Source organism: Kineobactrum sediminis, from assembly GCF_002868715.1.
Classification (GTDB): Bacteria; Pseudomonadota; Gammaproteobacteria; order Pseudomonadales; family Halieaceae; genus Kineobactrum; species Kineobactrum sediminis.
Genome location: NZ_PKLZ01000012.1, coordinates 21,236 through 44,615 on the forward strand (window position 1 = coordinate 21,236; position 23,380 = coordinate 44,615).

General features: G+C 53.9%; 20 protein-coding genes. 12 read left to right on the plus strand and 8 right to left on the minus strand.

The window, feature by feature from the left end; translation table 11 throughout:
• The first annotated feature begins 4 nt into the window (after positions 1 to 4).
• The 8 genes from CWI75_RS14840 to CWI75_RS14875 all read left to right on the plus strand — a co-directional run bounded on the left by CWI75_RS14840 (position 5) and on the right by CWI75_RS14875 (position 9,458).
• Positions 5 to 1,780, plus strand: coding sequence for an asparagine synthetase B family protein (locus tag CWI75_RS14840; RefSeq protein ID WP_101522311.1), 1,776 nt, complete (start codon positions 5 to 7; stop codon positions 1,778 to 1,780).
• Positions 1,777 to 2,718: a polysaccharide deacetylase family protein gene (locus CWI75_RS14845; protein WP_101522312.1), complete on the plus strand. Its 942-nt coding sequence runs from the start codon at positions 1,777 to 1,779 to the stop codon at positions 2,716 to 2,718. Before CWI75_RS14840 ends, CWI75_RS14845 begins: the two co-directional genes overlap by 4 nt.
• Complete coding sequence (locus tag CWI75_RS14850) at positions 2,715 to 3,401, plus strand: GNAT family N-acetyltransferase (protein WP_101522313.1); 687 nt, start codon at positions 2,715 to 2,717, stop codon at positions 3,399 to 3,401. Before CWI75_RS14845 ends, CWI75_RS14850 begins: the two co-directional genes overlap by 4 nt.
• A gap of 5 nt (positions 3,402 to 3,406) precedes the next feature.
• Positions 3,407 to 4,198, plus strand: coding sequence for an alpha/beta hydrolase family protein (locus CWI75_RS14855; protein ID WP_146003607.1), 792 nt, complete (start codon positions 3,407 to 3,409; stop codon positions 4,196 to 4,198).
• Between the two features lie 3 nt (positions 4,199 to 4,201).
• The gene (locus CWI75_RS14860; protein ID WP_206604746.1) at positions 4,202 to 5,041 is read left to right on the plus strand and encodes a hydrolase 1, exosortase A system-associated; all 840 of its coding nucleotides are present in this window, start codon (positions 4,202 to 4,204) and stop codon (positions 5,039 to 5,041) included.
• A complete protein-coding gene (locus CWI75_RS14865) occupies positions 5,038 to 6,243 on the plus strand; it encodes a Kelch repeat-containing protein (protein ID WP_101522315.1) in 1,206 nt (401 codons plus the stop codon). The genes CWI75_RS14860 and CWI75_RS14865 overlap by 4 nt, the downstream gene beginning before the upstream one ends.
• The gene (locus tag CWI75_RS14870) at positions 6,227 to 7,831 is read left to right on the plus strand and encodes a polysaccharide lyase (RefSeq protein ID WP_101522316.1); all 1,605 of its coding nucleotides are present in this window, start codon (positions 6,227 to 6,229) and stop codon (positions 7,829 to 7,831) included. Before CWI75_RS14865 ends, CWI75_RS14870 begins: the two co-directional genes overlap by 17 nt.
• Positions 7,832 to 7,922: 91 nt before the next feature.
• Entirely contained in the window at positions 7,923 to 9,458 is a 1,536-nt protein-coding gene (locus CWI75_RS14875) for a lipopolysaccharide biosynthesis protein (RefSeq protein WP_101522317.1), read from the plus strand.
• Positions 9,459 to 9,498: 40 nt separating this feature from the next.
• Here CWI75_RS14875 and CWI75_RS14880 read toward each other — a convergent pair whose 3' ends face one another.
• From CWI75_RS14880 to CWI75_RS14890, 3 genes are read right to left on the minus strand one after another with little or no spacing between them, the layout of a single operon-like run.
• Positions 9,499 to 10,653, minus strand: coding sequence for a glycosyltransferase family A protein (locus CWI75_RS14880; protein WP_162300101.1), 1,155 nt, complete (start codon positions 10,651 to 10,653; stop codon positions 9,499 to 9,501).
• A gap of 36 nt (positions 10,654 to 10,689) precedes the next feature.
• Positions 10,690 to 11,553, minus strand: a complete 864-nt coding sequence (locus tag CWI75_RS14885) for a class I SAM-dependent methyltransferase (RefSeq protein ID WP_146003608.1) — start codon at positions 11,551 to 11,553, stop codon at positions 10,690 to 10,692.
• A gap of 30 nt (positions 11,554 to 11,583) precedes the next feature.
• On the minus strand, positions 11,584 to 12,936 hold the full coding sequence (locus tag CWI75_RS14890; RefSeq protein ID WP_101522320.1) for a putative O-glycosylation ligase, exosortase A system-associated: 1,353 nt from the start codon (positions 12,934 to 12,936) through the stop codon (positions 11,584 to 11,586).
• A 356-nt stretch (positions 12,937 to 13,292) separates the two neighbouring features.
• Between CWI75_RS14890 and CWI75_RS14895 the strand changes: the two genes are divergently transcribed.
• From CWI75_RS14895 to CWI75_RS14905, 3 genes are all read left to right on the plus strand, one after another.
• Positions 13,293 to 14,300, plus strand: coding sequence for a polysaccharide deacetylase family protein (locus CWI75_RS14895; RefSeq protein WP_162300102.1), 1,008 nt, complete (start codon positions 13,293 to 13,295; stop codon positions 14,298 to 14,300).
• Positions 14,297 to 15,178, plus strand: coding sequence for a GNAT family N-acetyltransferase (locus CWI75_RS14900; protein ID WP_101522322.1), 882 nt, complete (start codon positions 14,297 to 14,299; stop codon positions 15,176 to 15,178). The genes CWI75_RS14895 and CWI75_RS14900 overlap by 4 nt, the downstream gene beginning before the upstream one ends.
• A gap of 63 nt (positions 15,179 to 15,241) precedes the next feature.
• Entirely contained in the window at positions 15,242 to 16,369 is a 1,128-nt protein-coding gene (locus CWI75_RS14905) for a GNAT family N-acetyltransferase (protein ID WP_101522323.1), read from the plus strand.
• Here CWI75_RS14905 and CWI75_RS14910 read toward each other — a convergent pair.
• Together CWI75_RS14910 and CWI75_RS14915 are read right to left on the minus strand one after the other, a co-directional pair.
• A complete protein-coding gene (locus CWI75_RS14910) occupies positions 16,347 to 17,000 on the minus strand; it encodes a GNAT family N-acetyltransferase (protein ID WP_101522324.1) in 654 nt (217 codons plus the stop codon). The two genes, CWI75_RS14905 and CWI75_RS14910, sit on opposite strands and share 23 nt — an antisense overlap.
• A gap of 23 nt (positions 17,001 to 17,023) precedes the next feature.
• Positions 17,024 to 18,247, minus strand: a complete 1,224-nt coding sequence (locus CWI75_RS14915; RefSeq protein ID WP_162300103.1) for a Mur ligase family protein — start codon at positions 18,245 to 18,247, stop codon at positions 17,024 to 17,026.
• Between the two features lie 295 nt (positions 18,248 to 18,542).
• Between CWI75_RS14915 and CWI75_RS14920 the strand changes: the two genes are divergently transcribed.
• The gene (locus CWI75_RS14920; RefSeq protein ID WP_101522326.1) at positions 18,543 to 19,616 is read left to right on the plus strand and encodes a sugar-transfer associated ATP-grasp domain-containing protein; all 1,074 of its coding nucleotides are present in this window, start codon (positions 18,543 to 18,545) and stop codon (positions 19,614 to 19,616) included.
• An 88-nt stretch (positions 19,617 to 19,704) separates the two neighbouring features.
• On the opposite strand, the gene CWI75_RS14925 is transcribed toward CWI75_RS14920, so the two are convergent.
• Genes CWI75_RS14925 through CWI75_RS14935 form a run of 3 tightly spaced genes read right to left on the minus strand, consistent with a single transcriptional unit; the run spans position 19,705 to position 23,380 of the window.
• Positions 19,705 to 21,048 carry a phenylacetate--CoA ligase family protein gene (locus tag CWI75_RS14925; protein WP_101522327.1) on the minus strand — a complete coding sequence of 448 codons (1,344 nt, stop codon included), beginning with the start codon at positions 21,046 to 21,048 and terminating at the stop codon, positions 19,705 to 19,707.
• On the minus strand, positions 21,045 to 22,184 hold the full coding sequence (locus CWI75_RS14930; protein WP_206604747.1) for a glycosyltransferase family 4 protein: 1,140 nt from the start codon (positions 22,182 to 22,184) through the stop codon (positions 21,045 to 21,047). The genes CWI75_RS14925 and CWI75_RS14930 overlap by 4 nt, the downstream gene beginning before the upstream one ends.
• Positions 22,181 to 23,380 carry a TIGR04063 family PEP-CTERM/XrtA system glycosyltransferase gene (locus tag CWI75_RS14935; protein ID WP_101522328.1) on the minus strand — a complete coding sequence of 400 codons (1,200 nt, stop codon included), beginning with the start codon at positions 23,378 to 23,380 and terminating at the stop codon, positions 22,181 to 22,183. Before CWI75_RS14935 ends, CWI75_RS14930 begins: the two co-directional genes overlap by 4 nt.

Below are 23,380 nucleotides of genomic sequence, written 5' to 3' on the forward strand. Positions count from 1 at the left end.
AATCATGTGGATTCTGACTGACGAAACAACACCCCCCCCAACTGGAGTTCGCTGGCTAACCTTTGCCGCCCAGCCCTCGCGGACAAACTCTACCCGCCTCAACATCGTGACAGAGCACCCCTCGCTGCTATGCGAGGATGACCGGTTTCATGCAATTGTGCTTGGCAGGCTACGCCCGTATGGTCAGGACTACGGCCTTGAGCAGCCCGGCACCTGGTTTCTGGAGCAGTTTCATGGCGCTCCCACGCATTTCTACAGCAAAGTTGCAGGCTTTTTTGCCATCATTCTGCTGGACAAGGACAGTGGCAATATCCACCTGATCAGTGACCATGTTGGCAGTGTTCCACTCTATACCGCGACTGAAGCTAATCAATGGTGGATTACGGACTCCCTGAAACTGCTGGAGCCACACCTGCCGGCCATTAGTAAATCACTCAATGCACAGGCGATTTACAACTACTGCTTTTTTCACTGTATTCCTTCACCTGGCGCAATCTACAAGAGCTTCACGAAATTACAGCCGGGGGAACAGGTTGATGTTGACCTGACAGGCAAGTCCACGCGACGCAATCTATATAAACCACCCTATAACTACAGCCCAGCGGCACCGGCTATACTGATGGCTGAGTGCAGACAGGTCATACGGGATGCTGTCAGGCGCAATATAGCTCCGGCAACCGGTGCATTCCTGAGTGGCGGGCTTGACAGCTCAACCGTCGCAGGGATGTTCGCAGAACAACAACCCGGAGCCCCGACCTTTGCAATAGGATTCCATGCCGAGGGTTATGATGAGTCTGCTTATGCCCGCACCACGGCACGTCATTTTCAAACAACGCATCACGAACACTACCTCCAACCAGCAGAAATTAGCGACAATTTCTCTGCGGTTGCGGGCTTCTTCGACGAGCCGTTCGGCAACTCCTCTGCCATGGCCGCCTTTATCTGTGCCCAGGTAGCTCGTGATCACGGTGTCGACGTCTTGTTGGCGGGTGACGGGGGGGACGAAATATTTGCCGGTAATGAACGCTACGCCAAGCAAAAACTGTTCGAGCTTTGGGGACGGGCACCAACCGCGCTAAGCGGACCGTTGGAAGCCTTGCTGAGCACCCAATTGGGTGAACTGCCCCTATTGAGAAAGGGCCGAAGCTATATCGAGCAGGCGTCTGTCCCCCTGCCCGATCGTATGGATAGCTGGAACTTTCTGAATCGCTTTGAGCCGTCACATGTTTTTGAGGAATCTTTCCTCGCAAAAATTGACGCATCGACACCCAGTCGTGAAAAACGGAGTCGCTATGAACAGTGTCCGTCGCAGGATCCGGTGGAACGCATGATGTATCTGGACTGGAAGTTCACCCTGGCTGACAACGATCTGGTGAAGGTATCCAGCATGTGCCGAAAGGCCGGGGTGGAGGTACGATATCCGTTATTTGAAAAGGAAGTGGTTGATTTCAGTTGTACAATTCCCGCTCGCGTGAAACTACCGGGCAGCAAGCTGCGAAACTTTTACAAAAACAGCTTTCGCGAGTTCCTGCCCGAGACAACGCTGAATAAGGAAAAGCATGGTTTCGGCCTTCCTTTCGGCTTATGGATGAAAGAACAGCCCGCCCTGCAACAGCTAACAGATGAGACGTTAAAGAAACTCAAGCAACGGGGGATATTTCGGCCCGATTTTATAGAGGACGCCATTACCAATCATAAGTCCGGGCACTCGGGCTACTTCGGAGAGCTGATCTGGATTATGGTGTCGCTTGAATTTTGGCTGGCAAGCAGAAGTCCATGAATCTCACACACTCTGCTTTATCACTGGTAGGAAGGGCACTGGCAAGCGGAAAACTTTCCATTCTCATCTATCACCAGGTGCTGGATGCGCCAGACCCCATGCGCCCCACCGAACCTACGGCAGACATATTCGAATGGCAGATGGCATTACTTGCCCGCCACTGCAATCCCATGCCGCTTGCCGACGCGGTCCAACACCTGCGCGAAGGTAGCTTACCCGCCAACACGGTCTGTGTAACCTTTGACGACGGCTACGTGAACAACCTCACGGTGGCTCAGCCCATTCTTGAGAAGTACCAGATCCCTGCAACGGTGTATGTCGCCACGGCTTTCAGTCGAGGCGAGAACATGTGGAATGACCGAGTTATTCACCTGTTCAGTGATCCTGCGCGCGAGACACTCCAGCTTGAGGACAGAGTTATCTCACTGGGATCCTGGGAGCAGCGAAGGTCAGCAGCACAGCAGATGCTGAACGAGTTAAAGTACCTACCGGTAGAGCAGCGGCTGGACCGGGTGGCTACGCTTTACCAGACCAGTGGAGTGGAGGAACAAGCACCCCTGATGATGAATCCGGGCCAGATTCGGGCGCTGTCTGAGAGAGGCGTGGAAATCGGGGCGCATACGGTAAACCATCCCATTCTCAAGGAATTGGATGCCGATGCCCAGCGGAGAGAGATAGACCAGAGCAAGGCTGACCTGGAATCCTGGGTCGGGCAGGAGCTTAAACATTTTGCCTACCCAAACGGCATTGAGGGCAGGGATCTCGATGGGAGTACCGTCCAGCATGTACAGCAGGCTGGTTTCGACACCGCGGTTGTCACCACCAAGGGGACCTCGGACAAGAGCACCTCCCCTTTCCTGCTTAGACGGTTTACGCCATGGGACAGGATTCCGTTTCGGTTCCACCTGCGCCTGGTTCACAACCAGGTACTGTCGTGAACGGGCGCCCTAAGGCCAATCGCTATACAGCGTTCTTTCGCAGGCATGGCCTGGCAGTTGGCGCTGCGCTGGCCGCCCATCGATTGATCAGCAAACTGGGGAAGCAGTCCGGATTGTACTGGTACCGGTTCTACAAGCAGCCACTGGATACAGCGATAAATGCTCGCACCAGCGGGAAGCTGGAGTTCAGATGGCTGGAAAAGTATGAAGACCTGCTGGCGCAGTTGCCCAGACCTTTGCCAAACCTGAAGGCAAGGTTCGAGCAGGACGTACAGTGCCTGATCGCTGTCAAGCAGGAACAAGTGGTAGCCTGCGCCTGGTTTGGCTTTGGCGAGTTTGAGGAAGATGAGGTCCGCTGCACCTATGTTCTGCCAGCCACTGCGGTGTGGGATTTCGATATTTATGTCGTGCCGAAATATCGCATTGGCAGGGTATTTCTGCAAACCTGGCAAGAGGCCAATCGCACGCTCACCCAAAGAGGCTATGCCTGCACCTTGAGCCGTATTTCCGCCTATAACATGCATTCCATTCGCTCCCATGAAAAGCTGGGAGCCAAAAAAATAGGCAGCGCCCTGTTCCTGAGGGTGGGAATGGCGCAAGTAATGATAGCCAGCCGCCGACCTTACTGTTCGCTGTCCTTTTCGAAGAAACGATCACCGCGCATTGACTTGCTGGAGGTTTAGTTGCCATGGCAATAAGCGGGCACTTCATTGCTTCCGCAAGGGGCCGGATTTTCCTGTCGGTCACGGGACAACTACAATCCGGCAGGGCAATACTTTGTCTGCCACCCCTGTTCGAGGAAATGAACCTGTCGCGCGCCGTCATCGCTAAGCAGGCGCAGTACTTCGCCGCTCACGGCCTGCCCACCTGCGTTCTGGATTACTATGGGACTGGTGACAGCGAAGGCAATGTCAACGAGGCCACCGCCCAGGTCTGGCTGGAGGACATCATCGCCGCCGGAGACTGGCTCAGACAGCAGGGAGTCCAGGAAATTGTTCTCTGGGGGGTGCGCTTCGGAGGCCTGATCCTGCTGCATTTCCAGAATGCGCTGCATGATGCGCTGCCAGTGAACCGGCAACTGCTCTGGAAGCCCGTGACGGCGGGCAAACTCTATATCAGTCAGTTCCTGCGCCTGAAGCAGGCCAGCACGATACTTAACGGCAGTAACGACAAGGTGAACTGGCGGCAGCGCATCGCTGATGGCGATAGCATAGAGGTGGCGGGCTACCCGCTCAATGAGCCATTGGTCCGTTCAATCGAGGCACTTGAGGTACCTGCCGGCCTGGCGCCGCTCAGCCACATTGGCTGGCTGGAGCTGGGAGCAACTACAATCACGCCAGGGGTCCAGCGTGTGACAAGTTCCTGGCCTGCCAGTCATTATTGCCTGGATGCCCGGGAGAGCCCCCTGTTCTGGCAAACGCCTGAAACATTTACCGTCCCGGCCCTGTATCCTCACAGCCTCGCCATGCTGGAGGAATAGGTTGTGGAAAGAGCCCTGGCCATCCCAATCAAAGACCTGCAGATGCTGGGCATCCTGCATCAGCCCGAAACATGCGCGGAGGTTGGTGTCGTGCTGATCGTTGGTGGCCCACAGTACCGGGTCGGCAGCCACAGGCAGTTTGTCCAGCTGGCCCGGGCACTGGCCCGGGAAGGTATCACCTGCCTGCGCTTTGACTACCGGGGAATGGGGGATAGCGAAGGCGGCAAGCAGCCCTTCGAGAATATTGACCTCGATATTGAGGCAGCCTGCGATGCCTTCAGTGCGGAAACCGGTATTCAACGCATTGTTCTATGGGGTCTTTGCGATGCCGCCTCTGCCGCGATGATCTATGCGCCCACGGACCCACGCATAGCGGGACTGGTGCTATTGAACCCTTGGCTGCGAAGCGAGGCAGCCATGGGAAAAACCATGGTACGCCACTATTATCTGCGGCGGCTGCTCTCGATAAACTTTTGGCGTAAACTGCTGGGAGGCAAGGTAAACATGAACGGAAGCTTGCAGGACCTTGGTGGATTTGTGCATGCCAGCCGCGAGAAGGAGGAATTGCCAGAGAACAGCTATCAGGCCCGGATGCAGGCCGGGCTGAACCGGTTCCGGGGCCAGATCTGCCTGATACTGAGCGGGTCGGATCTGACGGCCAGGGAGTTCGAACAGCAGGCCCTGGAGGATACACAATGGGCCGCACTCAAGTCCGGGAAGGCGCAAATACACAGGCTGCCGAAAGCAGACCATACTTTCTCGTCCGCTGGCTTCAAGACCGAGGTTGAAGCACTCACCTGCGAGTATATTGCAAGCCTCATAACGGAGGATCCGGCAAGATGATTGCATTGCGTCATTTCCTGTTGTCAGCAGCAATGCTGCTACTTGTGCCCGGGGTACACGCCAGTGAATACGGAGCCGCCAAGCCAGAGCTCGAATCACAACGCTCAGTGCTGAAAAAACTTGCGAACCTGGCGCCCAATCACGCGATCCGGCTCGGCAACGCACGGGTCCTGGGTGAATTCAATGAGGTCGCCAGGAGATTCAAACTGGATCAGACAGGCCCCATGGGACGGGACTACTCCATCAAAATGGTGTGGGCGCCTGAACGCCAGCGGGCACTGTTTGCAGGAGCCAATCACGGCCGCCCTCACCGCTTGAATGACGTCTGGGAATTTGATCTCGGCGCGCTTGCCTGGGTCCTGCTGTACCCGCCCGACAACCCCCGCAGCTACGCCGGCCTTGGGCCTGACCCCAGCGATGTAAGGTTCAGGGACGGCATTCTAGTGACCGAGCGCGGCGGCCCCGTCGTCATCGGTCACAGCTGGTGGGGCATCACCTGGGATCAAATGACCCGCGAACTGCTGTTCATGAACACCTGGGATACCAACCAGCACGAGGTCATCAAGCAACTGCAAGGAAACCCTGGCGAGCGTTACAAGGGGCCACCACTGTGGGGTTTCGACCCGCAGACCCAGCAATGGCGGTTCCGCAAGACTAGCCCCCCCTTTCCGCGAGCACCGTTCGGAGGCTTGCTTGAGTATGTTCCCGCTCTTGGGGGGGCAATCTGGCATACCAATCACTGGCAGATGTTGGCCACCTGGCTTTATTCACCCGACACGCAATCCTGGACAAACCTGCGTGCCAATGCGGAGACAGGGGATTTCCAGGCGCAGTCCCCCAAAACGGAGCAGGTAGGTTACTATGACCCTGAACGCAAAGTTATCATCTCCCAAAGGGGGCATGGCACATTTCAATTTGATATCCACAAGAAGCGCTGGAGCAAGATACTGGCGCGGCCAGAGCAGGAAGAGCACTGGCCCGAGGGCCATGACGCCTTCGCGCCCATGTATCGGGATCCGGTAACGGGTCACGGACTGTTGGTAGACTTTAGAAGCAACAACCTGTGGTCCTATGACCCGAAGGATAACTGGTGGACAAGACTCAACCCGAAAGGCGCCGATATGCCTAACGGAAACAAGCGGCTCGCTTATTTTGATGTGAAACACGGCGTCCTGGTAGTTGTGGATGGAGTACAAGTCTGAGCATACCGTTATCAGTAAACAGCGCATGCTGACAGAGACCAATGTGGAGAGAAATGTGAACTACCGCAATGCAGACCGATATTTTCCAGACGCCAGCCGCAGCCCCTGGCAGCTCGGCCTCTACAGCTTCGTGCTGGCGCTCATGCTGCTTGCTCTACCGGGCACCCTCAAGGCTAGTGTACCCCTGAGTGACGGCCCCCGCGGAATGACATGTGGCGCGCATTTTGCGGCCGCACATGCAAGCTGGCAACGGGGGGGGGGAGACTGGCTGGATGCCCGAGGGGAACTCTGGGGCACCGAACCATTCGACAGTACCCGGGTACGTCCCTCCTCCAAACGTCAGATCATCCGCTGGGATATCACCTCAATGGCGGGCAAGTGGCAAGCCGGAGCTCAACCTGCCGGTGCACTTTTCCTGCGCTCCCTGCCCAATGCACCCGAGGGGGTAGTCAACTTTCGCAGCCGGGAAAGTGACGATCCCGAAGTAAGGCCGCTTTTGGTGGTTGAATGGGACAACGGTGAAATCACAAGCCTCGCTCCAACAGCCGACACTTCTATCAACTGTACGACCATCAGGGGCCTGGGCGGTGGCTCTCTTTTTTCTGTTGGGGGCAATGATAACGCCATTATCATTTTCCCATTCAAGGCTGATCCGCAACGAAAGATACACAAAGCAGAATTAAAGCTGACAACCGACAAGCAGTGGCACAACGGGTCAGCTGTAGGCGTTTTCCAGGTACATCCACCCTGGGCTACCAGTACAACGTCGCGTATGGGCCTCGCCGCCAACCACCCCGAGGATAGGGATATTGTCTCCCATCCAGCAGTCTATTTTGCAACGGGCTTTGAAGAACGAAACTGGCCAGCAGGATGGAGCCATGCGGGGCGAACCAGCAAAACACAACCCGTTGATGACGATGAGAATGGCTTTGCGCCACTCCAGGGCCGGGCACTACGTACCACCCTGGTTCCCAAAAAGAATTTCGCCCTGGATCTGCGCTACGATTTTGCCAAGCTGCACCGCGAGGAGCCCGAGGAGGCTTACTTTCGCTACTACCTAAGATTTGGCGACAACTGGAATCCATCGGCTGATGGAGGAAAGCTTCCCGGTTTCGGCGGCACTTATAACAAGGGCGGCTGGGGTTTACGGGCATCCGATGGGTACAACGGCTGGTCTGTACGTGGAGCATTCATGCGCAGATCCGACAACGTTCCCGAAATGACCAACAAAGTCGCGATCGGGTCCTACGCATACCATGTCGGAATACAGGGAGCGCCGAGTGCAAACTGGGGGTGGGGTATGGGACCTACAGGTTGGCTACAGCAGAATAAATGGTACAGCGTTGAGCAATACGTAAGAATGAACGAGCTTGGGCAGTCCGACGGTGAATTCAAAGCGTGGATCGATGGCCAACTGGTGTTCGAGCGCAGCGATATCCGTTTCCGGGACACGAAGGAACTGAAGATAGAAAACGTGTGGTTCAATGTCTACCATGGCGGAGTTACCAAACCACCTCATGAAATGTCGCTATATATAGACAATGTAGTAATATCCCGGGAATATATCGGGCCAATGATAAAAGAATGACCGCTCTGCTCACGACCGGAGCACCGACCTCCGAGATCCGCCACAAACCTCCCAAGCTTAGGCCTTGTGCCGCGCGACTATAGAGGACTTCATGACTAATCCGCTTAGGCGCCCTGCTGGTCGAACAAGCAGACATAAAGATATCGTGCGAAGGGCATTCGTCCTTAACTCTAGTAATTTGGGCCGCAGGGTTATCAGCGGCGCAACCTTTACATTTATTGGTATTGTTCTTAGAACACTGCTCACACTCGGATCAGTAGCTGTATTGGCCCGGCTTCTTTCTCCCGCGGACTTCGGCTACATCGCCATGGCGACGGTGATAACCGAGTTTGCGGCATTATTCAGCAATTTTGGCTTCAGTGCGGTACTTATCCAGCGCAGGGTTATTACTCGTCTGCAAATTGATACGGTTTTCTGGGCATCCGTCATGCTGGGCATCACACTCAGCTTCTTTGTGTTTGGACTTTCCTTCTTCGCCAGTTGGCTCTACTCAGATCCACTGACAGGAGAAATACTTCGGGTTCTTTGCTGGATTTTTCTAATTGAGGGGCTTGCTATTGTTCCCCATGCATTGCTGGCGCGTCTCATGCACTTTCAAACTGAGTTTTGGATTCAAATCAGTGCGATGATTGTTCGGGTATCTGTCGCCATTACATTTGCCTACCTGGGCTTTGGCGTTTGGAGCCTGGTTGCCGGTTCAATCGCAGGATCTGTGATGTCAGTTGTGCTTAGTCTGCTGGCAGTACCTTATTGGCCTCGGCGCCGGTTTCACCTTGCTTACCTTTCGTCAACCTGGAAGACCAGCGGAAGCTATTTTGGCGGTGGCTTGTTGTTTTATTTGAATATGAATGTTGACCTCGCGCTCATAGGGCGGCAATTGGGCGCGACCCCACTGGGCTATTACCAAAATGCCAGATCGCTGACAGATGAAGTGAGATCACGCATTGCCATACCATTACAGCGTGTTCTGTTTCCGGCTTTCTCGGCCATACAGCATGACCGGGTACGAATGCAGGATTCGGTGATGCGCAGCGCCCGTATTCTTGCCGCGATCATCTTCCCAATAGGATTTGGCCTTTCGTCGGTCTCCAGAGAGTTAGTGCCAATATTGTACGGCGACAAGTGGCTACCTATGATCCCGATCCTGACCATGTTGGGACTAAGTATTGCATTACGCGGTTCAACAGCAATTATCACGCCCGTCTTCAACGCAATGAACCGTGTTGGATTGGCGCTGAAGTACAATCTTTTCGGAACAATGCTTGTTGTCACGGGAATTGTAATCGCCCTACCTTATGGTCTCGAAGCAGTATCAATTGCTATCGCAATCACCTCATTATATTCAGTTGTTACATTCCGAATTGGCCTGGGGTTGATTGGGCTGAGATCTAGACATCTTTGGAAGATACTGGGGCCACCCGCAGTGGCGTCTATACTCATGTGGATATCCATCTCCATCTTTCGAGGTCTTAGTCATGACTGGTCATGGCCATATACACAAGCACACCTTCTTGTCGCGCACATGCTATTAGGTGTCTTTATCTATTCCATTTTTCTCAACGTCATATCGTTTCAGTATTTCAAAGACTTCAAAATACTCGCCACCAAGATACTTGGACGACCATGATTGTCCGTTTTTAAAGATCGACAGACAATGCTTTTCAATTTCACAATAATTTGATGCCTAGGGGACGCGATAGGAGATAAAGGCTTACAGTCAATTTCATTAAATTAAGTCTACCTTGCCTGCTTACCAAAGTACTTCTCATCGACCAAAGAAGGCCTCGGCAAAAGCTTCGTATAATTTGCCTTTTTGCGATTGAATACCGAATGGGCTTCAAGCCTTCCAATAACACGTTATCCCCCAAGGAAGCTTGCAATACAAAATATTTTGTGCAGGCCGCTCCGCGACAAAGTAAAATCTCCTCACTGGACAACACGCTCCCGCAGTGACTTAGCGCGCTGGCTACGTCCTCCACCATCTCAGGAACAAGTCCTTTACTGGCCATGACGCTCATTCTTCTCATTAATGCCAGGCGCTTAGGGTATTTTGCCTCTTGCATCTTCTCCGGCAAATATTCCATCAAATTCAAAGCAGATCTTACCTTCCTTCCGATCATTTGATCATATCTAAGCCAGATATTATCCTTCTCTTGGTAATCATGCAAAGCATTGAGCGGCCCCCTCACACCACTGTGGAGTCTGACAATAAAGGTCGGCGTATTTGTCATGATTGCCTTCCCTTGATGAAGAAGTCTGATGATTATGTCGTAATCCTGAGATCGTAATAGTGCTTCATCGAATGGCCCAACATCTCTTAGTAGACTGGTGGCGATAAGCATGCCCGGAAGCGTAAAGAAGCAGCCGCACAATACCTGGAAAAAAAAATCCTCATTTGAAACCATGGGAAATTGGTACTGTTGCGTTGATATTATTTTTCCATCCACATCGTCCACACCGACAAAATGAGAACTAATCACCAGATTTACGTCCAGTGCTTCCGACAATAAAGATGCTCGGTGAGAAATTGAATCTGGAAGCGCCACATCATCATCATCAAATAACCAAACATAGTCTGATGTAACAGATGGCAATATGAAGTTTAGAGCCTGCGCCTTACCTCCATTAGCCTTATTTACCACAGTGATCCTGTCGCCGAATTGGGAAAGCACTCCAAGAGTATCATCGGTTGACCCATCATTAACGACTATTATTCGATCCGGTTTCATCGTTTGCGCGAGTAGACTCGCTATACACTCGGCTATGTACTTCGCTCGGTTGAACGTTGGAATAATGACCGTGACAGAGATACCTTCGCTCATGACTTTTTGCACCCTCATCAACACTTCCGGCTATTACTACCGCGTCGACCTAGACCTGGTTAAGACCGCTATCCCCTTTTCTGCGAAAGCGAATTCGTTCAATTTAAACTGCGGAAATTCTCTGAGCCACTGCGCTACTATAAGTGACTCATCCTCCCTAGCCGCGTCATCCAGAAAGATCGTACATTCCTCAGCCAGAAGCTCACTTAAAACATACAATGCGGGCAACCTTGCTTTTGCACAGATCGTGGCGGGAGGCCCATCAATGACGAGCATATCTATCTTTTTGTCCTTCGGCAGCTGCTCAATGTTATACCAAGAACCGTGCCAATCCGGGAGATCAATAGCCCCCAAAGGCGCATCAATGATTTGCGCATTTTCTTCAAATTTGTGCAGTTCCAGCAACCTACGTGTCTTGCTCGCGTAAACGGGGTCGTGCTCAAGACTGAAAACGTGACCGCCATAGTTTCTAATACATCCACTTATTATCAACGTACTAACGCCACTACTACATTCGAGCACGGTCTTTGGAGAAGTATCTTGAATGTGGCGAACCAGGTGGTATAAGAAGTCCGGCGAAGCCGCCCATCCCCGCATAGGAGGAAACCCATGTGTGGGCTTAACTTCGACATATAGTCCTAACAGAGCTTCAATCTGACTATAAATATTTGCAATAGACAGGTTGGTCTTTTTCGATGAGCTATCTATCAGCGAAGATAGCTTATGGTAAATCCACGCTGCAATCAAAAGGTACAAAGCCGCAAGAGCAAGCAATTGCATAATAAGCATGGTTCCTGTGTGCATTGTTGATCTCCATAATTTTTCGTAGGTGGGCTCAATAGTTTTCATAGCTACGTTATTGTCGGCATAATGCCAGCTATGAAAATTCGCAACTTCCAATCAGTAGTTCTCTCCCGATCCACGAGCTCATTACACAGTGGCTCTAACATCCTGACGCAAACCTGTAGGCCTTGGCCGTGCAAGACCGGCGTCTGATACTGACAAAAGTGCATCCCTATTCATGGCCATCACCGCGATTATTCCAAGAACAGCATAAAGCAGGTCGAAATAGGCCAGACTAACATTGGCCCCTGTAATACCATACCCCACTAGAGAAAGTGTCAAGGCGCTAGCGAGTTGCCGGAACCAGTAGACATTCTGCTGCCTAGCCACCTTTAAGCTCTTCAAGTTTTCCAGTAGCGCTAGAAGTAAAAACATCAGAAAAATACCAAGCCCTACAAACCCGTGATCGCCCAAAACCTGGAAATAAATATTGTGGGCCGCTTTTGGGTTCTGCCAATCCGGTATTGGCGGTGTCTTCACTGGCGGGTAGTCTGGAGTCAAGGGCGCGTAGTAATTCCAAAGCCTAGGCTCTATTACGGCACCGAAGCCTCCCCCCGTCAAAGGATAGTCCAGCGCGATCATGGTTGATATCTTCCATGCCCACAGCCTGCCAATAAATGAGCTGTCGTCTTGCGCAGCCGTCGATATTGTGGCTTGGCGATCCCGCCAATGTTCTGGAGTTTTGTCATACAGCACCGGAACAACCAGCAACGCTGCTAGCAACAGCACTACTTTATGGCGAGACTTCAACCAGAATGCTATTGCCAGCACTATCAAGCCGATAAATCCCCCGCGAGAACCAGTGCCGACAATAGCCAGAATATTGAGCGCCAAAAGCCCCCATAGGCCCAGCCTCAGGGTGTGGTGCCTGGTCGTCTGCGCCAGGTAGATAACAAGAGGAATGCACATGTTTACCGCCACGGCAAAGTCATTTCTATCACGTATGATGCCTGCCCTGCCCACGACCTGGTGGCTGCCACCCGAGAGTATAAACTTCACTGCTTCCATAGCGGCGTATGCGGATATCGCCAGTACAATGGCCCAAATAAGAGTATCGATATGTAGCCGCTTGGTGATGATCAAGGTGATAAAGAGATAAAGGAGGAGGATTTTCAGGAACTGGTTCCAGTACCCCCACACCCAAGCTGGGTCCGAGTTCATGTTAAAACTCGTTGTAATCAGCGTCCAGAACCCAAACAACAATACCCAGGCGCCCAAGCCATTAATACGCATCTCTTTATTCTTATAGACAAAGAGGTAAGCGAGAACCGTGACCACAACGATCGTCAGGTTCAACCTGAAACTGTTAGAAAACCCGAAAGCCCACTGAGTCGGGGCCATCAGGGCAATCCATGCCCAGGCAGCAATACCGATATACGGCCGTCGGAAAGCGAAGTAGACCGCCACAAACAGGAACCCTACCAACAATAGGTCGCGCATTAATCTTCATCCTGTCGGTCCGCCCACCAGAATAGGTAGCACACACAGATCACAACTAAAAGCAGAAACAAGCTGTCTATCATCGATAGTCTACCTTGCTGAACATACTCCGGAAATCACCCGACTCTTGAGTGTGAGAACCCTCACCTCTGTTTCTCTGAAATTCTTTGCACCTGGTTCGACTTGGCCCAAAGCAAGATTAGAGAAAGTATATCATTGAGCCTCTCTCTTCTCTCGTGACGTAGACCACAGTTTCAACGTTTTCTGAAAGATGCACACCAAAACGAGAATGGCACCTTCGCGGCCCCTGTTGTACCATGAGCAAACCGAACGACACAGGCTCAGGCGGCTCCTGTATGACCACACACGTCGCTGTCACCTTCGACATCGAGTTCGACATCAACGGCACCTTCGCAGCCCCTCGAACGCGCACTCCTCAGGGTGCAATTTCGCTGACCGGGCAGCCAGGGCAACCAAGCGGACTGCCGGTGATCCTGGACATTCTGGACCATCACGGGGTGCGAGCAACATTCTTCGTGGAGGCACTACAGGCCAGCTGGTTCGGGCTGGAGGAAATGGGCAGGATCGTGGAGCTCCTGAGTGCGTGTGGGCACGAAATTCAACTCCACCTCCATCCAGCCTGGCTAATATTCGACAAGCCAGACTGGATATCACACATTGGGCGTGAACCACCACGCGCCGCCGTCCATGATACGCTGATCAATCTGTCGCATGAACGGGTCACTGAGATAATACAACGTGGCAAGGCGGCGTTTGTGGCATGGGGGCAGCCTGAACCGGTCGCCCTACGTACCGGCAGCCTGTTTATGGAGCGCCACCTGTACTCGATATTCAGAGCTAGCGGTTTGACGGTTTCTTCTTCCGTTGGCCTCGGTATCCACCAGCCCGAGGATCACGCCATGAAACTATTCCAGCGACCAAGGCTGCTTGATGGAGTTTTGGAGATACCGGTCAGCAGTTATATCGGAACTGACCACCTCCTGCGACACAAGACCCGGCTGGCAACGCTTATCGGTATGGGGCTTCGGGAACAGCGTACATGGCTAGCCCAAGCTGCGGCAGAGGAGACACCCGTTCTCGTGTTGTTATCCCATGCCAGTGAATTCCACAAACCAAAGAGCGTTGACGGGAGCTACCAACGCAACACATTGACCGAGCGCAAGTTTGAACAGCTTTGCCACCAGCTAACTCAATCGCCGTCGTTGAAACCAGTGACAATCAGCGAGATAGCGACCACCCTGGGCGACTGCATCGAGTCCGTTGATACCCCCATCGTCCTGCCTCGCGAGGCTTCTTTTCTGCGTTTTCTGGAAACTGCGTCGCACAAGGTACTCCAGGCATGACGAACTCTCCATCCAAGCTCCGTTTTTCCCTGGCGAATCGTACGTTGTTCGCAATGAAACTGAACCTCCTTCATATCAATGCGCTCGGCAGAGCCAGCACCGACAACTTCCGTGCCTTGCTCCCAGCGGCATGGGCACAGGACGTGGACGGCTACCTCTTGCATTCGGTAACTTTGGCGAGCGAGCCTCCCGATCTCGTTTTTGATCACGGGCAAATCCAGTATGTGTTGCAGCGCTACTCCCACTACCTAACCGATATGAGCATAGGGTTCGAGGATTTCCAGAAAATCAAGTCATCCAAGACCCGGTCAACCCTGCGGCGCAAAATCAGGAAATTCACCGAGGCCAACAAGGATCAAACACTCGACTGGCGGGAATATCGTACCCCAATTGATGTCGATATATTCCTCGAGCTTGCACAGCCACTTGCACAGGCCACATATCAGGCAAAGCTATTCGAGGGAGCACTACCCAATAGTCCGGAATTCAAGGAGCACTCCCGACACCTGGCAGCAGCCGGCCGATTGCGATGCTACCTTCTGTTTCTCGACCAAAGTCCAGTAGCCTACTTGTATTCGCCGATTGACCACCGAACAGCGGTCTATGCCTACCTCGGTTATGATGCTGCAAAAGCCGGGCTCTCACCAGGTACTGTACTGCAGTACCTCGTGCACGAAAGCTTGTTCGCTGATGCCGATGTAGACTGGTTTGACTTTACTGAGGGAGAAGGGTCGCACAAGGCCTTGTTCGCCACTGAGCAGGTCTCGTGTGTGAACATATTGTGCCTTGTTGATACATGGAGGAACCGGGCTTTGATAAAAGTTCATTCCTACTGGAATAGGGCAATCGATGAGCTGAAGCGATTACTGCGAAAATAATAGGCTAGATTCACAGCCGAACAGCCAAAAAAACCGAACAGGATTGCGAAGAGAGCATGTATCGTGGGAGAAACTTGGTATTCAAGAAGAGTCAGGCCCGGTGCCGAAGATCAATGCCAATCGGCCCAACTGGACAATGTTATTGAGCATGATCCGGCATGGCTTTTCGCACAGTGCGACAGTGGAGACAAGCACATACTTGCGCTAACCGACGGAGAAGATCGCCTGATACCACTTTTTGTACACAAAGGAAGGCTGTCCTTCAGTATTGGCGAGCTCACCATAGGAAGCCTCTCCGTTTTAAGGCACGTACTTGTAGGAAACTTTACCGGAATTTCACGTAATAGCTGGCTGGAGGCCATCCAGGCACTGTGCAATGGACTGACTGCGCGGTCAGCAGTTTTTCTTCTAGGTGTTGTGGATGGGGAGGAGCTCGACGCGGCACTGCTTTCACCAGAGCTCCAAAATCGCCTCCTTGTTCTCCAGCAAGGTCCCGTGTACCAACGCAGAATGTGTAAGCTTGGAACAAGTCTGGAGGAGTACCTGCAGGGACTGTCCTCAAAATCACGACAGGATGTCAAGCGAAGCCTTCGTCGATTTCAAAATGAGTACCAAGGCCGATTTTCGCTCTCTGTATATTCGTCTGCCTCTGAAGTGGCCACCTTTCTGGATACGGTGGAACCGGTGTCCAGGCGAACGTATCAAGGGAAATTGCTGGGCTTGGCCATTGACAAGAAAGGACACATAGGCCACAAGGCTCTTCAGGGTGCCAAGCTTGGTTACACTCTATGCCTGCTGTTAACAGTCGATGATAAACCCATAGCCTGGCGGATAGGCTTTCTTTACCAAAACGTATTCTACAGCCACCATATCGGATTTGAACCAGAACTCAGGCGGTTTCACCCGGGTGTGGTAATGCACCTTGAGACAATCAGATATCTCAGCGAGAGCCATCCGGAGATCGACATTCTTGACATGCTGTACGGAGACAACGATTTCAAACGCAAGGTTGGTAATTCAACGCGACAAGAGCGAAACATCTATCTCTTTCAAAAAAATCTGTATGGTAGATTCGCTTGGGTTTTACTGAGAAGTTGCAATTTCGTATCCCAAAAAGCAGGAGCGGCACTTGAGTATCTGGGTCTGAAGAACACTCTTCGGGCAGTAATCAGGAAGATAGCGGCTTCCTGATATTGAGGCCCAATGAAGCGCAACCCTGAGTGCCCAGAAGATTTCCTCCTCTGGTTGTCACAATTCTCCCCCGTCTCTTCCATCCAGCTTTATTAAATGCTCGTTGGGAGGCGTGATTGGTAGATCTCACATGAGCCAGGCATTTGTGTATACCCATTTGGCGCTCCTCTGAACACGCAAATGCCATTAGATGATTAGCCAACCCCAAGCCACGGCACTCTGGGCGGGTATACAAATAGTTCAGGAAAGCAACTCCCGGCGCCAGTGAGAACAGCAGATCAATCGGCGAATCGACCGTGGTTTTTCCATAAAGAATATTAAGCTGAACTGCAACCTTACTACCATCAAGAGCATAATAAACGTGGCAACCTTGAGCTATCAGCTCTCTACAGGACGCTCCCGAATGTTCATTGAGCTGATCTTCAACAATTGGATCAAGCAGGCTTTGGCTACGATAAAACTTGAATAGAGGCAGAACACGCCCTATGGATTCCTGGTTGTCCCTCGTGTCATGGCCCAGCGATTTCGCAAACACGTCATGAATCTGAACGCCTGTCATTTTGCGTAGAGCCCAGAAGATGACAGCCCTCAAAAATTCGGGGCGGCTCAGATTTTTCAGTTTCGCGTACATGCGGCTCCTGCACCAAACCCAAGTTAGCTCCGTACGACCTGACGAAGTCTACTGCAATGACCACAAAAGTCATTCAATCGGCAGTCCATCCGCCAGCACCCGATATCAATATGGCGATTTAATTCGAGTCTGGCAAGATGATCCTGAAGGTTCGTACCTTTTAATAGCACGATATCACCAGGCTGGAGGATAGTATCAAGGTACTCCGCCGCGTCACGTACTTCAGGAAATGCCCGTATTGTTTCATCACGCAACTCATTCAAGGCATCAAGCGCTTTAGCTGCCTGGGTACCGACCAACAGTACTTGGTCCGCAACCTGTCTCGCCTGCTGCGCAATTTTTGGATAACGTTTTGAAGGGCCAAGGCTTGAATCGGAGACTGTTCCTATCACTATGATCTTTCTTCGTGCTTCTGCGTTCTTGATAAATCGAAGCGGCAAGTCAATCGACCAATGTGGAGATTTCCAGTCATCTCGCACAAACACTACACCATCCTCATGCGCCACAACCTGCATCCGGCCTTCAGCGGGCACAGCGTTGGCCAGTGCCGCAATCGCATCCTCAAAGTCAACACCAGCTGCAACTGCGACACCCAGTGTACTGATTACGGCTAACGATTGATGTTCGCCATGAAGGCCGGTCACGACTGTGTAAGAAGAACCATCGTACTCGACCTGGAGAGTGAGGGGAGCCGGCCAACGCGACGATACGTTGGTTAACCTCACGGTGGCATCTTGAGCCCAGCCCACCCAGACCTTCCTGCAGCGGCTTGCTTCGCCTATTCTTTTTACCAATGGGTCATCAATATTGAGCACTGCCACACCCGAACTGGGCAAACCCCTAATCAGCTTTGCCTTCTCATCAGCAATCCCTTCGACACTTTTGAAGGCGCTGTAATGGTCTCGACCAATTGTCGTAAGCACCCCTATCTGCGGCCGACTTAACCTGAGTCGTAAATCCATTGCGCCAGGCTCACCCCCGGAAAGCTCGACAACACAATAACGGTCCTGACGTCGAGTCCGCAGAACAAGTGCTGCAACGTGGATGCGGTCATTATCTGTCCCGCTATTGCTGATGCATGAACCAAACCGGGACAAGACAGTCTGGCAGAGATCCTTTGTTGTAGTCTTACCTGCACTACCTGTTACGCCAATAAAAATCGTTTGCAAGTTTAGACGGCGCCAAGCCCATGCCATTGGATAGGCCAGCAATCTTCGGGAAACTTTGTACACCCAACTTTCAACCATAAGTGACCTGAAGGACATCAATGCTCGCACCCACACACCCCACACAATCGAAAAATACAGTATTGGCCAGTGCAAGAAGAAACTGGCGTCCCGTTGACGACACGCAGTCGATGCGCCTTCCCGCGACAAAGGCACACCTCTGAAAGCCTAAATCTTATAGCGCCCCCAAAGCCCTGTATGCTACGATTGCCAAGCTCAAAATGCCAGCAGGCACTGAGTAAATCAGCAAATAGGATAGCCCTCGAGGAGACACCTAATTGGCGCCCGTTTGCTTCTATTCCGAGGTTGCCCTTATATGCATGTCACCTCTATTCCCATAGCAGGTATAAAGTTTCTCTCTGCCTGCGTACGTTTTCGAGCTAATCCAATTACTGCGCTAAAGCGCTTTATAAAGCTTTGCCGAGATGATCTATTCTCGCCAGATGAAATCTATTTCCATCGACTGCTTGATCCGAGAATAGACAATGCAGTGATTAGGCGCATGATCAGCAAGGAGAAAATGCTGGAACCGCAACTGCGATTGAACCCAGCGGGGTTCCGCCATCATGTCGATGATAAAATCACCTTTAACGGTTTGTGCGTCAGGCACGGCCTGCCCACACCTGATATCCACGCAATATTTAACCGCAACAGCGCCAGTAAGCCGAACGGTACACCCTCGCTAAGAAACCTCGAAGATATCGAACGCTATCTAAGGGATACGTCCAATACCCCCATTATTCTCAAACCTGCTGATGGGCATGACGGGGTAGGCGTAGACCGCCTCGAAAAGCGCGGAGAAACCTGGTTCGACATGCATGGTGGACGAGTGACTCCATCCCTTATCTTCTCTCGTGTGCAGAGCCCAGATACATCGCGATGGATATTTCAGCAGGTCGTCGACAACCACCCTGAGATTGCTGAGCTGTCGGGCGCTTTGGGTCTGCAAACAATGAGGATAAGGACCGTTGTGAACGATAACGGGCAGCCTGAATTACTCGGCGCCTTACTCAGGCTGATTTCGGGAGATAACGTATATGATAACTTTCGGGGCGGTGCGACTGGCAATATGCTTGCAGTTTTGGACGTTTCTGATGGACGAATTGTTGAAGTCATTACCAGCAGCAAACATCACCGGGAGATTAACTCTATAACTCACCACCCCGGCACAAAAAAGCAGCTGATTGGCTTTAAAATCCCCCATTGGGAGGATGTTCGAACCCTCGCACTCAAGGCCAGCTTATCATTTAGGCCTTTGCGATGCATAGGCTGGGATATCGCCATTACCGCTGCTGGGCCTATGCTTATCGAAGGCAATCTCACGTGGGGTATTCTTAATCGCGAAAGAGATATCTACGAGTATTTGCAAAGTATGTCTACTGATACCTGAAGAGATAGTTGCGCCAAGTTGTAGTAATGTTTTTTAAGGTTGCTGCTCAGTCTTGGTGACGGAACGACAAGGCGCTGGTGTTTCCCTATCATACTTTGCTCACCACATACCGGAACTTCCCTGACTGCTCGCGCGCAATTGCTTCGACCTGCCTCATCTCAATCGTGACCTCCTGTCCTAGCCGGGCCTGCAGGCCCCGGTGAATCTCCGCCACCATGAGCTCAGTCAGAACGTCCCGCGGTACTACCTCTACCCGCGTCAGCGTCAGTGACTCCTGCACAATGCGGAAATTCGCCACCCCCGGCATATCCCGCAGGACATAGATAAGCGCCAAGCCGTGCAGTATAGTGCCATCCGCCGCGGTGACAAAATCCGTGGTTCGTCCTTCAACGCTGGCCAGCACCGGCAGCCCGCGGCCACAAGGGCAGGGCTGGCCGCCCAAAGTGCCAACATCCCCGGTGCGATAGCGCACAAACGGGAACTCGCTGGTAAACAGGTGAGTGACCACGATTTCCCCCTGCTCCCCCGCAGGTAACACCCTGCCATCACCGTCCACAATCTCCACCACCATATCCTCGGCAGTTATATGCAGGCTGCCCTCCGGGCAGGCGTGGGCGATAAAACCGGCATCGCGGCCGCCATAGCCATTGGCGACGGGGCAGCCAAAGGCCTGCTCTATGCGCTCGCGCTGGTGATCATACAGCCGCTCCGAGGTAACAAACGCCACCTTGATGCCCAGGGTATTGAGTGCCAGCCCCCGGGCCAGGGCGAAGTCCGCAATCAGCGCCAGGGACGATGGGTAACCAAACAGCATTTTAGGCCGCAGCTGCTGGATGCGCTGCACAAACTTGGTGAGGTTGGCCTCGGACATTTCAAAAGCGGACAACAATTCGGTGCGAAACAGCTTGTCCCGCAGCAGGCGCACCCGGTCCTGGGAGCCCAGCTCTATGGGGGAACCCCACACCACGATCTCGGGGTCACCCAGGTCCACCCCCCACCAGCGGGTGGCGCGACGCTTGGCGGCAACATCGTGGCTGACGCGTTCATTGCCCAGGTAGAAGATCAGCGGCTCACCGCTGGAGCCGCCGGTATTGAAACGCTTCAAACCGCTGGCATCCCGGGCCTTCAGGGCGTCGGTATGGGCGCGGATAGTGGGTTTGTCCAGCAGCGGCAGGGCCTGCAAATCAGCCAATGTGGTGACGGCTTCAGGCCGGAAGCCGAGGCTGGCGAACAGGTTTTCATAATAGGGGACGGTGCGACCGATACGCTCCAGAAAGCCCCGCAGGTTGGCCAGCTGCAGCTCTGCCAACTGTGCGGGCGGCAGCCACTGGGACTGGTCCAGGCTTTTATGCACGGCTGTAGTGCTGTGGCCCTTGAGTTTTTCGTGCAGGGGGAACAGCGCACCCGCCACCAGTTTCTGGTAGAGGCTCATGCCGCCACCCCACCAAAGGCGCTGCCGGCAGTGCGATAAGTTGCAAGCCACTGTTCGCCCACGTTGGCCCAGGTGTATTGCTCCACCTCCGCCAGGCTGTTGCTGCGCAGGCGCTGCTGCAACTCTTCATCTCCCACAAGACGCAGAATAGCCGTGGCCAGGGCGGCCTCATCGTTTGGCGGAACCAATAAGCCGGTGTTCTCGTGGCGGAGAATATGGGGCACACCACCCACATTGGTAGACACCACCGGCAGGCCGCAGGCCATGGCTTCCAGCACGGAATTGGGCATGTTATCGACGGTGGTGGGGTTCACCATGGCGTCGGCCTCGGCATACAGGGCCACCACCGCTGGGCGCTGCAGGCGGCCTTCAAAGGTCACCGCATGGCCAACATCCAGTTGTTGCGCCAGCGCTCTTAGTGCGGCCTCCGCCGGGCCACTGCCCGCTATACGCAAGCGCACCTGTGGCTGCACCGCCAACACCCGGGCCAGGGCTTTCAGCGCGGTATCAATCCCGTAAATGGGTTCCAGGTTGCGGGTGATCACCAGCGTGTAGGGTGCGGCCTGCTCGCTGGTGCCCCCGACCCGGGTTTGCTTCCGGGGCTGGAACAACTCGCGATCAATAATATTGGGAATTACCCGGGTGGGCTGGCCAAAGTCGTCGAACACCGCCTTCAGGTATCCCGAGGGCACCACCACCATTGCTGCCCTGGCCATGGAGGGCTTCACCCGGCGCCAGGACTGCTGAAAATAGGCCTGCGCCTCGCCCCCGCGATAGTTCACGATAACCGGCGTGCACCGCCAGCGGCACAGCCACAATACGGGCGCCGCATACAGCTGCCAGGACCAGCCGGAATTCGCCATCAGGTGGACCACATCCACCCGCCCCGCCAGGCGCCACACAGCCAGCAGGTAAGGTAGCAGACGTACCACGGCGCGCAGCCCCGGCAGCCGCGCCACAAAGGCGGGACGAACGGGTGCATTGGTGGCCAGCAACTCCACGGTGACACCCTCCCCTGCCAGCAACTGCGCCAGCTGCGCGGTTTGCATGGCCATGCCGCCATTGGGTGGCGGCACTGGGCCAATCAGACCCAGGCGCAGGAAGGGCTGGCGGGATGATTGCAGCGGCGCCGTCACGCCAGGCTCCAATACACCGCCGGATAACGACTGACACTTGCCGCCCAGGTACGCTCCTGCTCAACAAAAGCGCGGCCGCTGTCGCGCATGGCCTGCCAGCTGTCACGCCGGTCCAGCAGGTCCTGCACCGCCGCCGCCAAGGCCAGGGGCTGGCCCGCGGCGAACAGCATGCCGGTGTCGCCGTGGCGTATCAGTTCCTTGTGGCCGCCGACATCCGAGGCCACCACCAGCCGACCCTGGGCCATGGCTTCCAGCGGTTTCAGGGGAGTTACCAGCTCGGTCAAGCGCATGGCCAAACGCGGGTATATAAAAATATCCACCAGATTATAATAGTCCTGCACCGTGTTGTGGGGCACCCGGCCGGTGCTGACCACCGCATGGGCCACGCCCAACTCATCAATGGCGGTGTTAATGGCCTGTTCCTGCGGGCCGCCACCCACCAACAGCAGGCGCAGATCCGGGTTTTGCGAGAGCAGCCCGGGCAGTGCCTGCAGCAGCAGGGGTATGCCTTCATAGGCGTAAAAAGAGCCGATGAAGCCGAGCACGGTTTTGCCCTGCAGGCCCAGTTGTTGCTGCAGGTCTGCCCGGGCCGGAGCGCCGAAGGTAAAGCTTTCGGTATCCACCGCGTTGGGGATCACGGTGATTTTATCCGCCGCTATGCCGCGGCCGGCAATCTCGGCGCGCAGCCCTTCACAAATGGTGGTTACCGCATCGGCCTGCCTGAACACATGGGTTTCCAGCGCACGGGTGAGCCGGTAGCGGGCACCGCCCTCGCAACTGGTGCCGTGGTCCACCGCCGCATCCTCCCAGAAGGCACGGCATTCATACACTACCGGCAGGCCCAGTTTACGGCCCGCCAGCAGGGCCGCCAGGCCATTGAGGGCCGGCGAGTGGGCGTGCAGAACATCCGGTTTTTCTATTGCCGCCACTTCCTCAATACGCCGGGCCAGCGTGCGCACCACATCCCACTGGTTCAGCAGGGGCAGCCGGAACAGGGCACTGGTGCTGGCCGCGGTGCGATAAAAATGCAGGCCGTCTATCTTCTCTTCCCTGTGTTCAGTAGAGCCCTGCTTGAGCCCGGTGACATGGGCCGTGTGCCAGCCCAGCGCGCGCTGGCCACGCAGCAGGTTGCGGGTGCGGAAAGTATAGCCGCTGTGCAGGGGGATGGAGTGGTCCAGGATATGCAGTATGCGCAT

What these genes read in the sequence shown, in the direction of transcription:
- CWI75_RS14915 (WP_162300103.1), bottom strand. Translation starts at nt 18,247, where the DNA reads ATGGTTGAAAGTTGGGTGTACAAAGTTTCCCGAAGATTGCTGGCCTAT.
- CWI75_RS14840 (WP_101522311.1), top strand. Translation starts at nt 5, where the DNA reads ATGTGGATTCTGACTGACGAAACAACACCCCCCCCAACTGGAGTTCGC.
- CWI75_RS14895 (WP_162300102.1), top strand. Translation starts at nt 13,293, where the DNA reads ATGACCACACACGTCGCTGTCACCTTCGACATCGAGTTCGACATCAAC.
- CWI75_RS14910 (WP_101522324.1), bottom strand. Translation starts at nt 17,000, where the DNA reads ATGTACGCGAAACTGAAAAATCTGAGCCGCCCCGAATTTTTGAGGGCT.
- CWI75_RS14880 (WP_162300101.1), bottom strand. Translation starts at nt 10,653, where the DNA reads ATGAGCGAAGGTATCTCTGTCACGGTCATTATTCCAACGTTCAACCGA.
- CWI75_RS14935 (WP_101522328.1), bottom strand. Translation starts at nt 23,380, where the DNA reads ATGCGCATACTGCATATCCTGGACCACTCCATCCCCCTGCACAGCGGC.
- CWI75_RS14900 (WP_101522322.1), top strand. Translation starts at nt 14,297, where the DNA reads ATGACGAACTCTCCATCCAAGCTCCGTTTTTCCCTGGCGAATCGTACG.
- CWI75_RS14845 (WP_101522312.1), top strand. Translation starts at nt 1,777, where the DNA reads ATGAATCTCACACACTCTGCTTTATCACTGGTAGGAAGGGCACTGGCA.
- CWI75_RS14865 (WP_101522315.1), top strand. Translation starts at nt 5,038, where the DNA reads ATGATTGCATTGCGTCATTTCCTGTTGTCAGCAGCAATGCTGCTACTT.
- CWI75_RS14855 (WP_146003607.1), top strand. Translation starts at nt 3,407, where the DNA reads ATGGCAATAAGCGGGCACTTCATTGCTTCCGCAAGGGGCCGGATTTTC.
- CWI75_RS14870 (WP_101522316.1), top strand. Translation starts at nt 6,227, where the DNA reads ATGGAGTACAAGTCTGAGCATACCGTTATCAGTAAACAGCGCATGCTG.
- CWI75_RS14890 (WP_101522320.1), bottom strand. Translation starts at nt 12,936, where the DNA reads ATGCGCGACCTATTGTTGGTAGGGTTCCTGTTTGTGGCGGTCTACTTC.
- CWI75_RS14925 (WP_101522327.1), bottom strand. Translation starts at nt 21,048, where the DNA reads ATGAGCCTCTACCAGAAACTGGTGGCGGGTGCGCTGTTCCCCCTGCAC.
- CWI75_RS14920 (WP_101522326.1), top strand. Translation starts at nt 18,543, where the DNA reads ATGCATGTCACCTCTATTCCCATAGCAGGTATAAAGTTTCTCTCTGCC.
- CWI75_RS14875 (WP_101522317.1), top strand. Translation starts at nt 7,923, where the DNA reads ATGACTAATCCGCTTAGGCGCCCTGCTGGTCGAACAAGCAGACATAAA.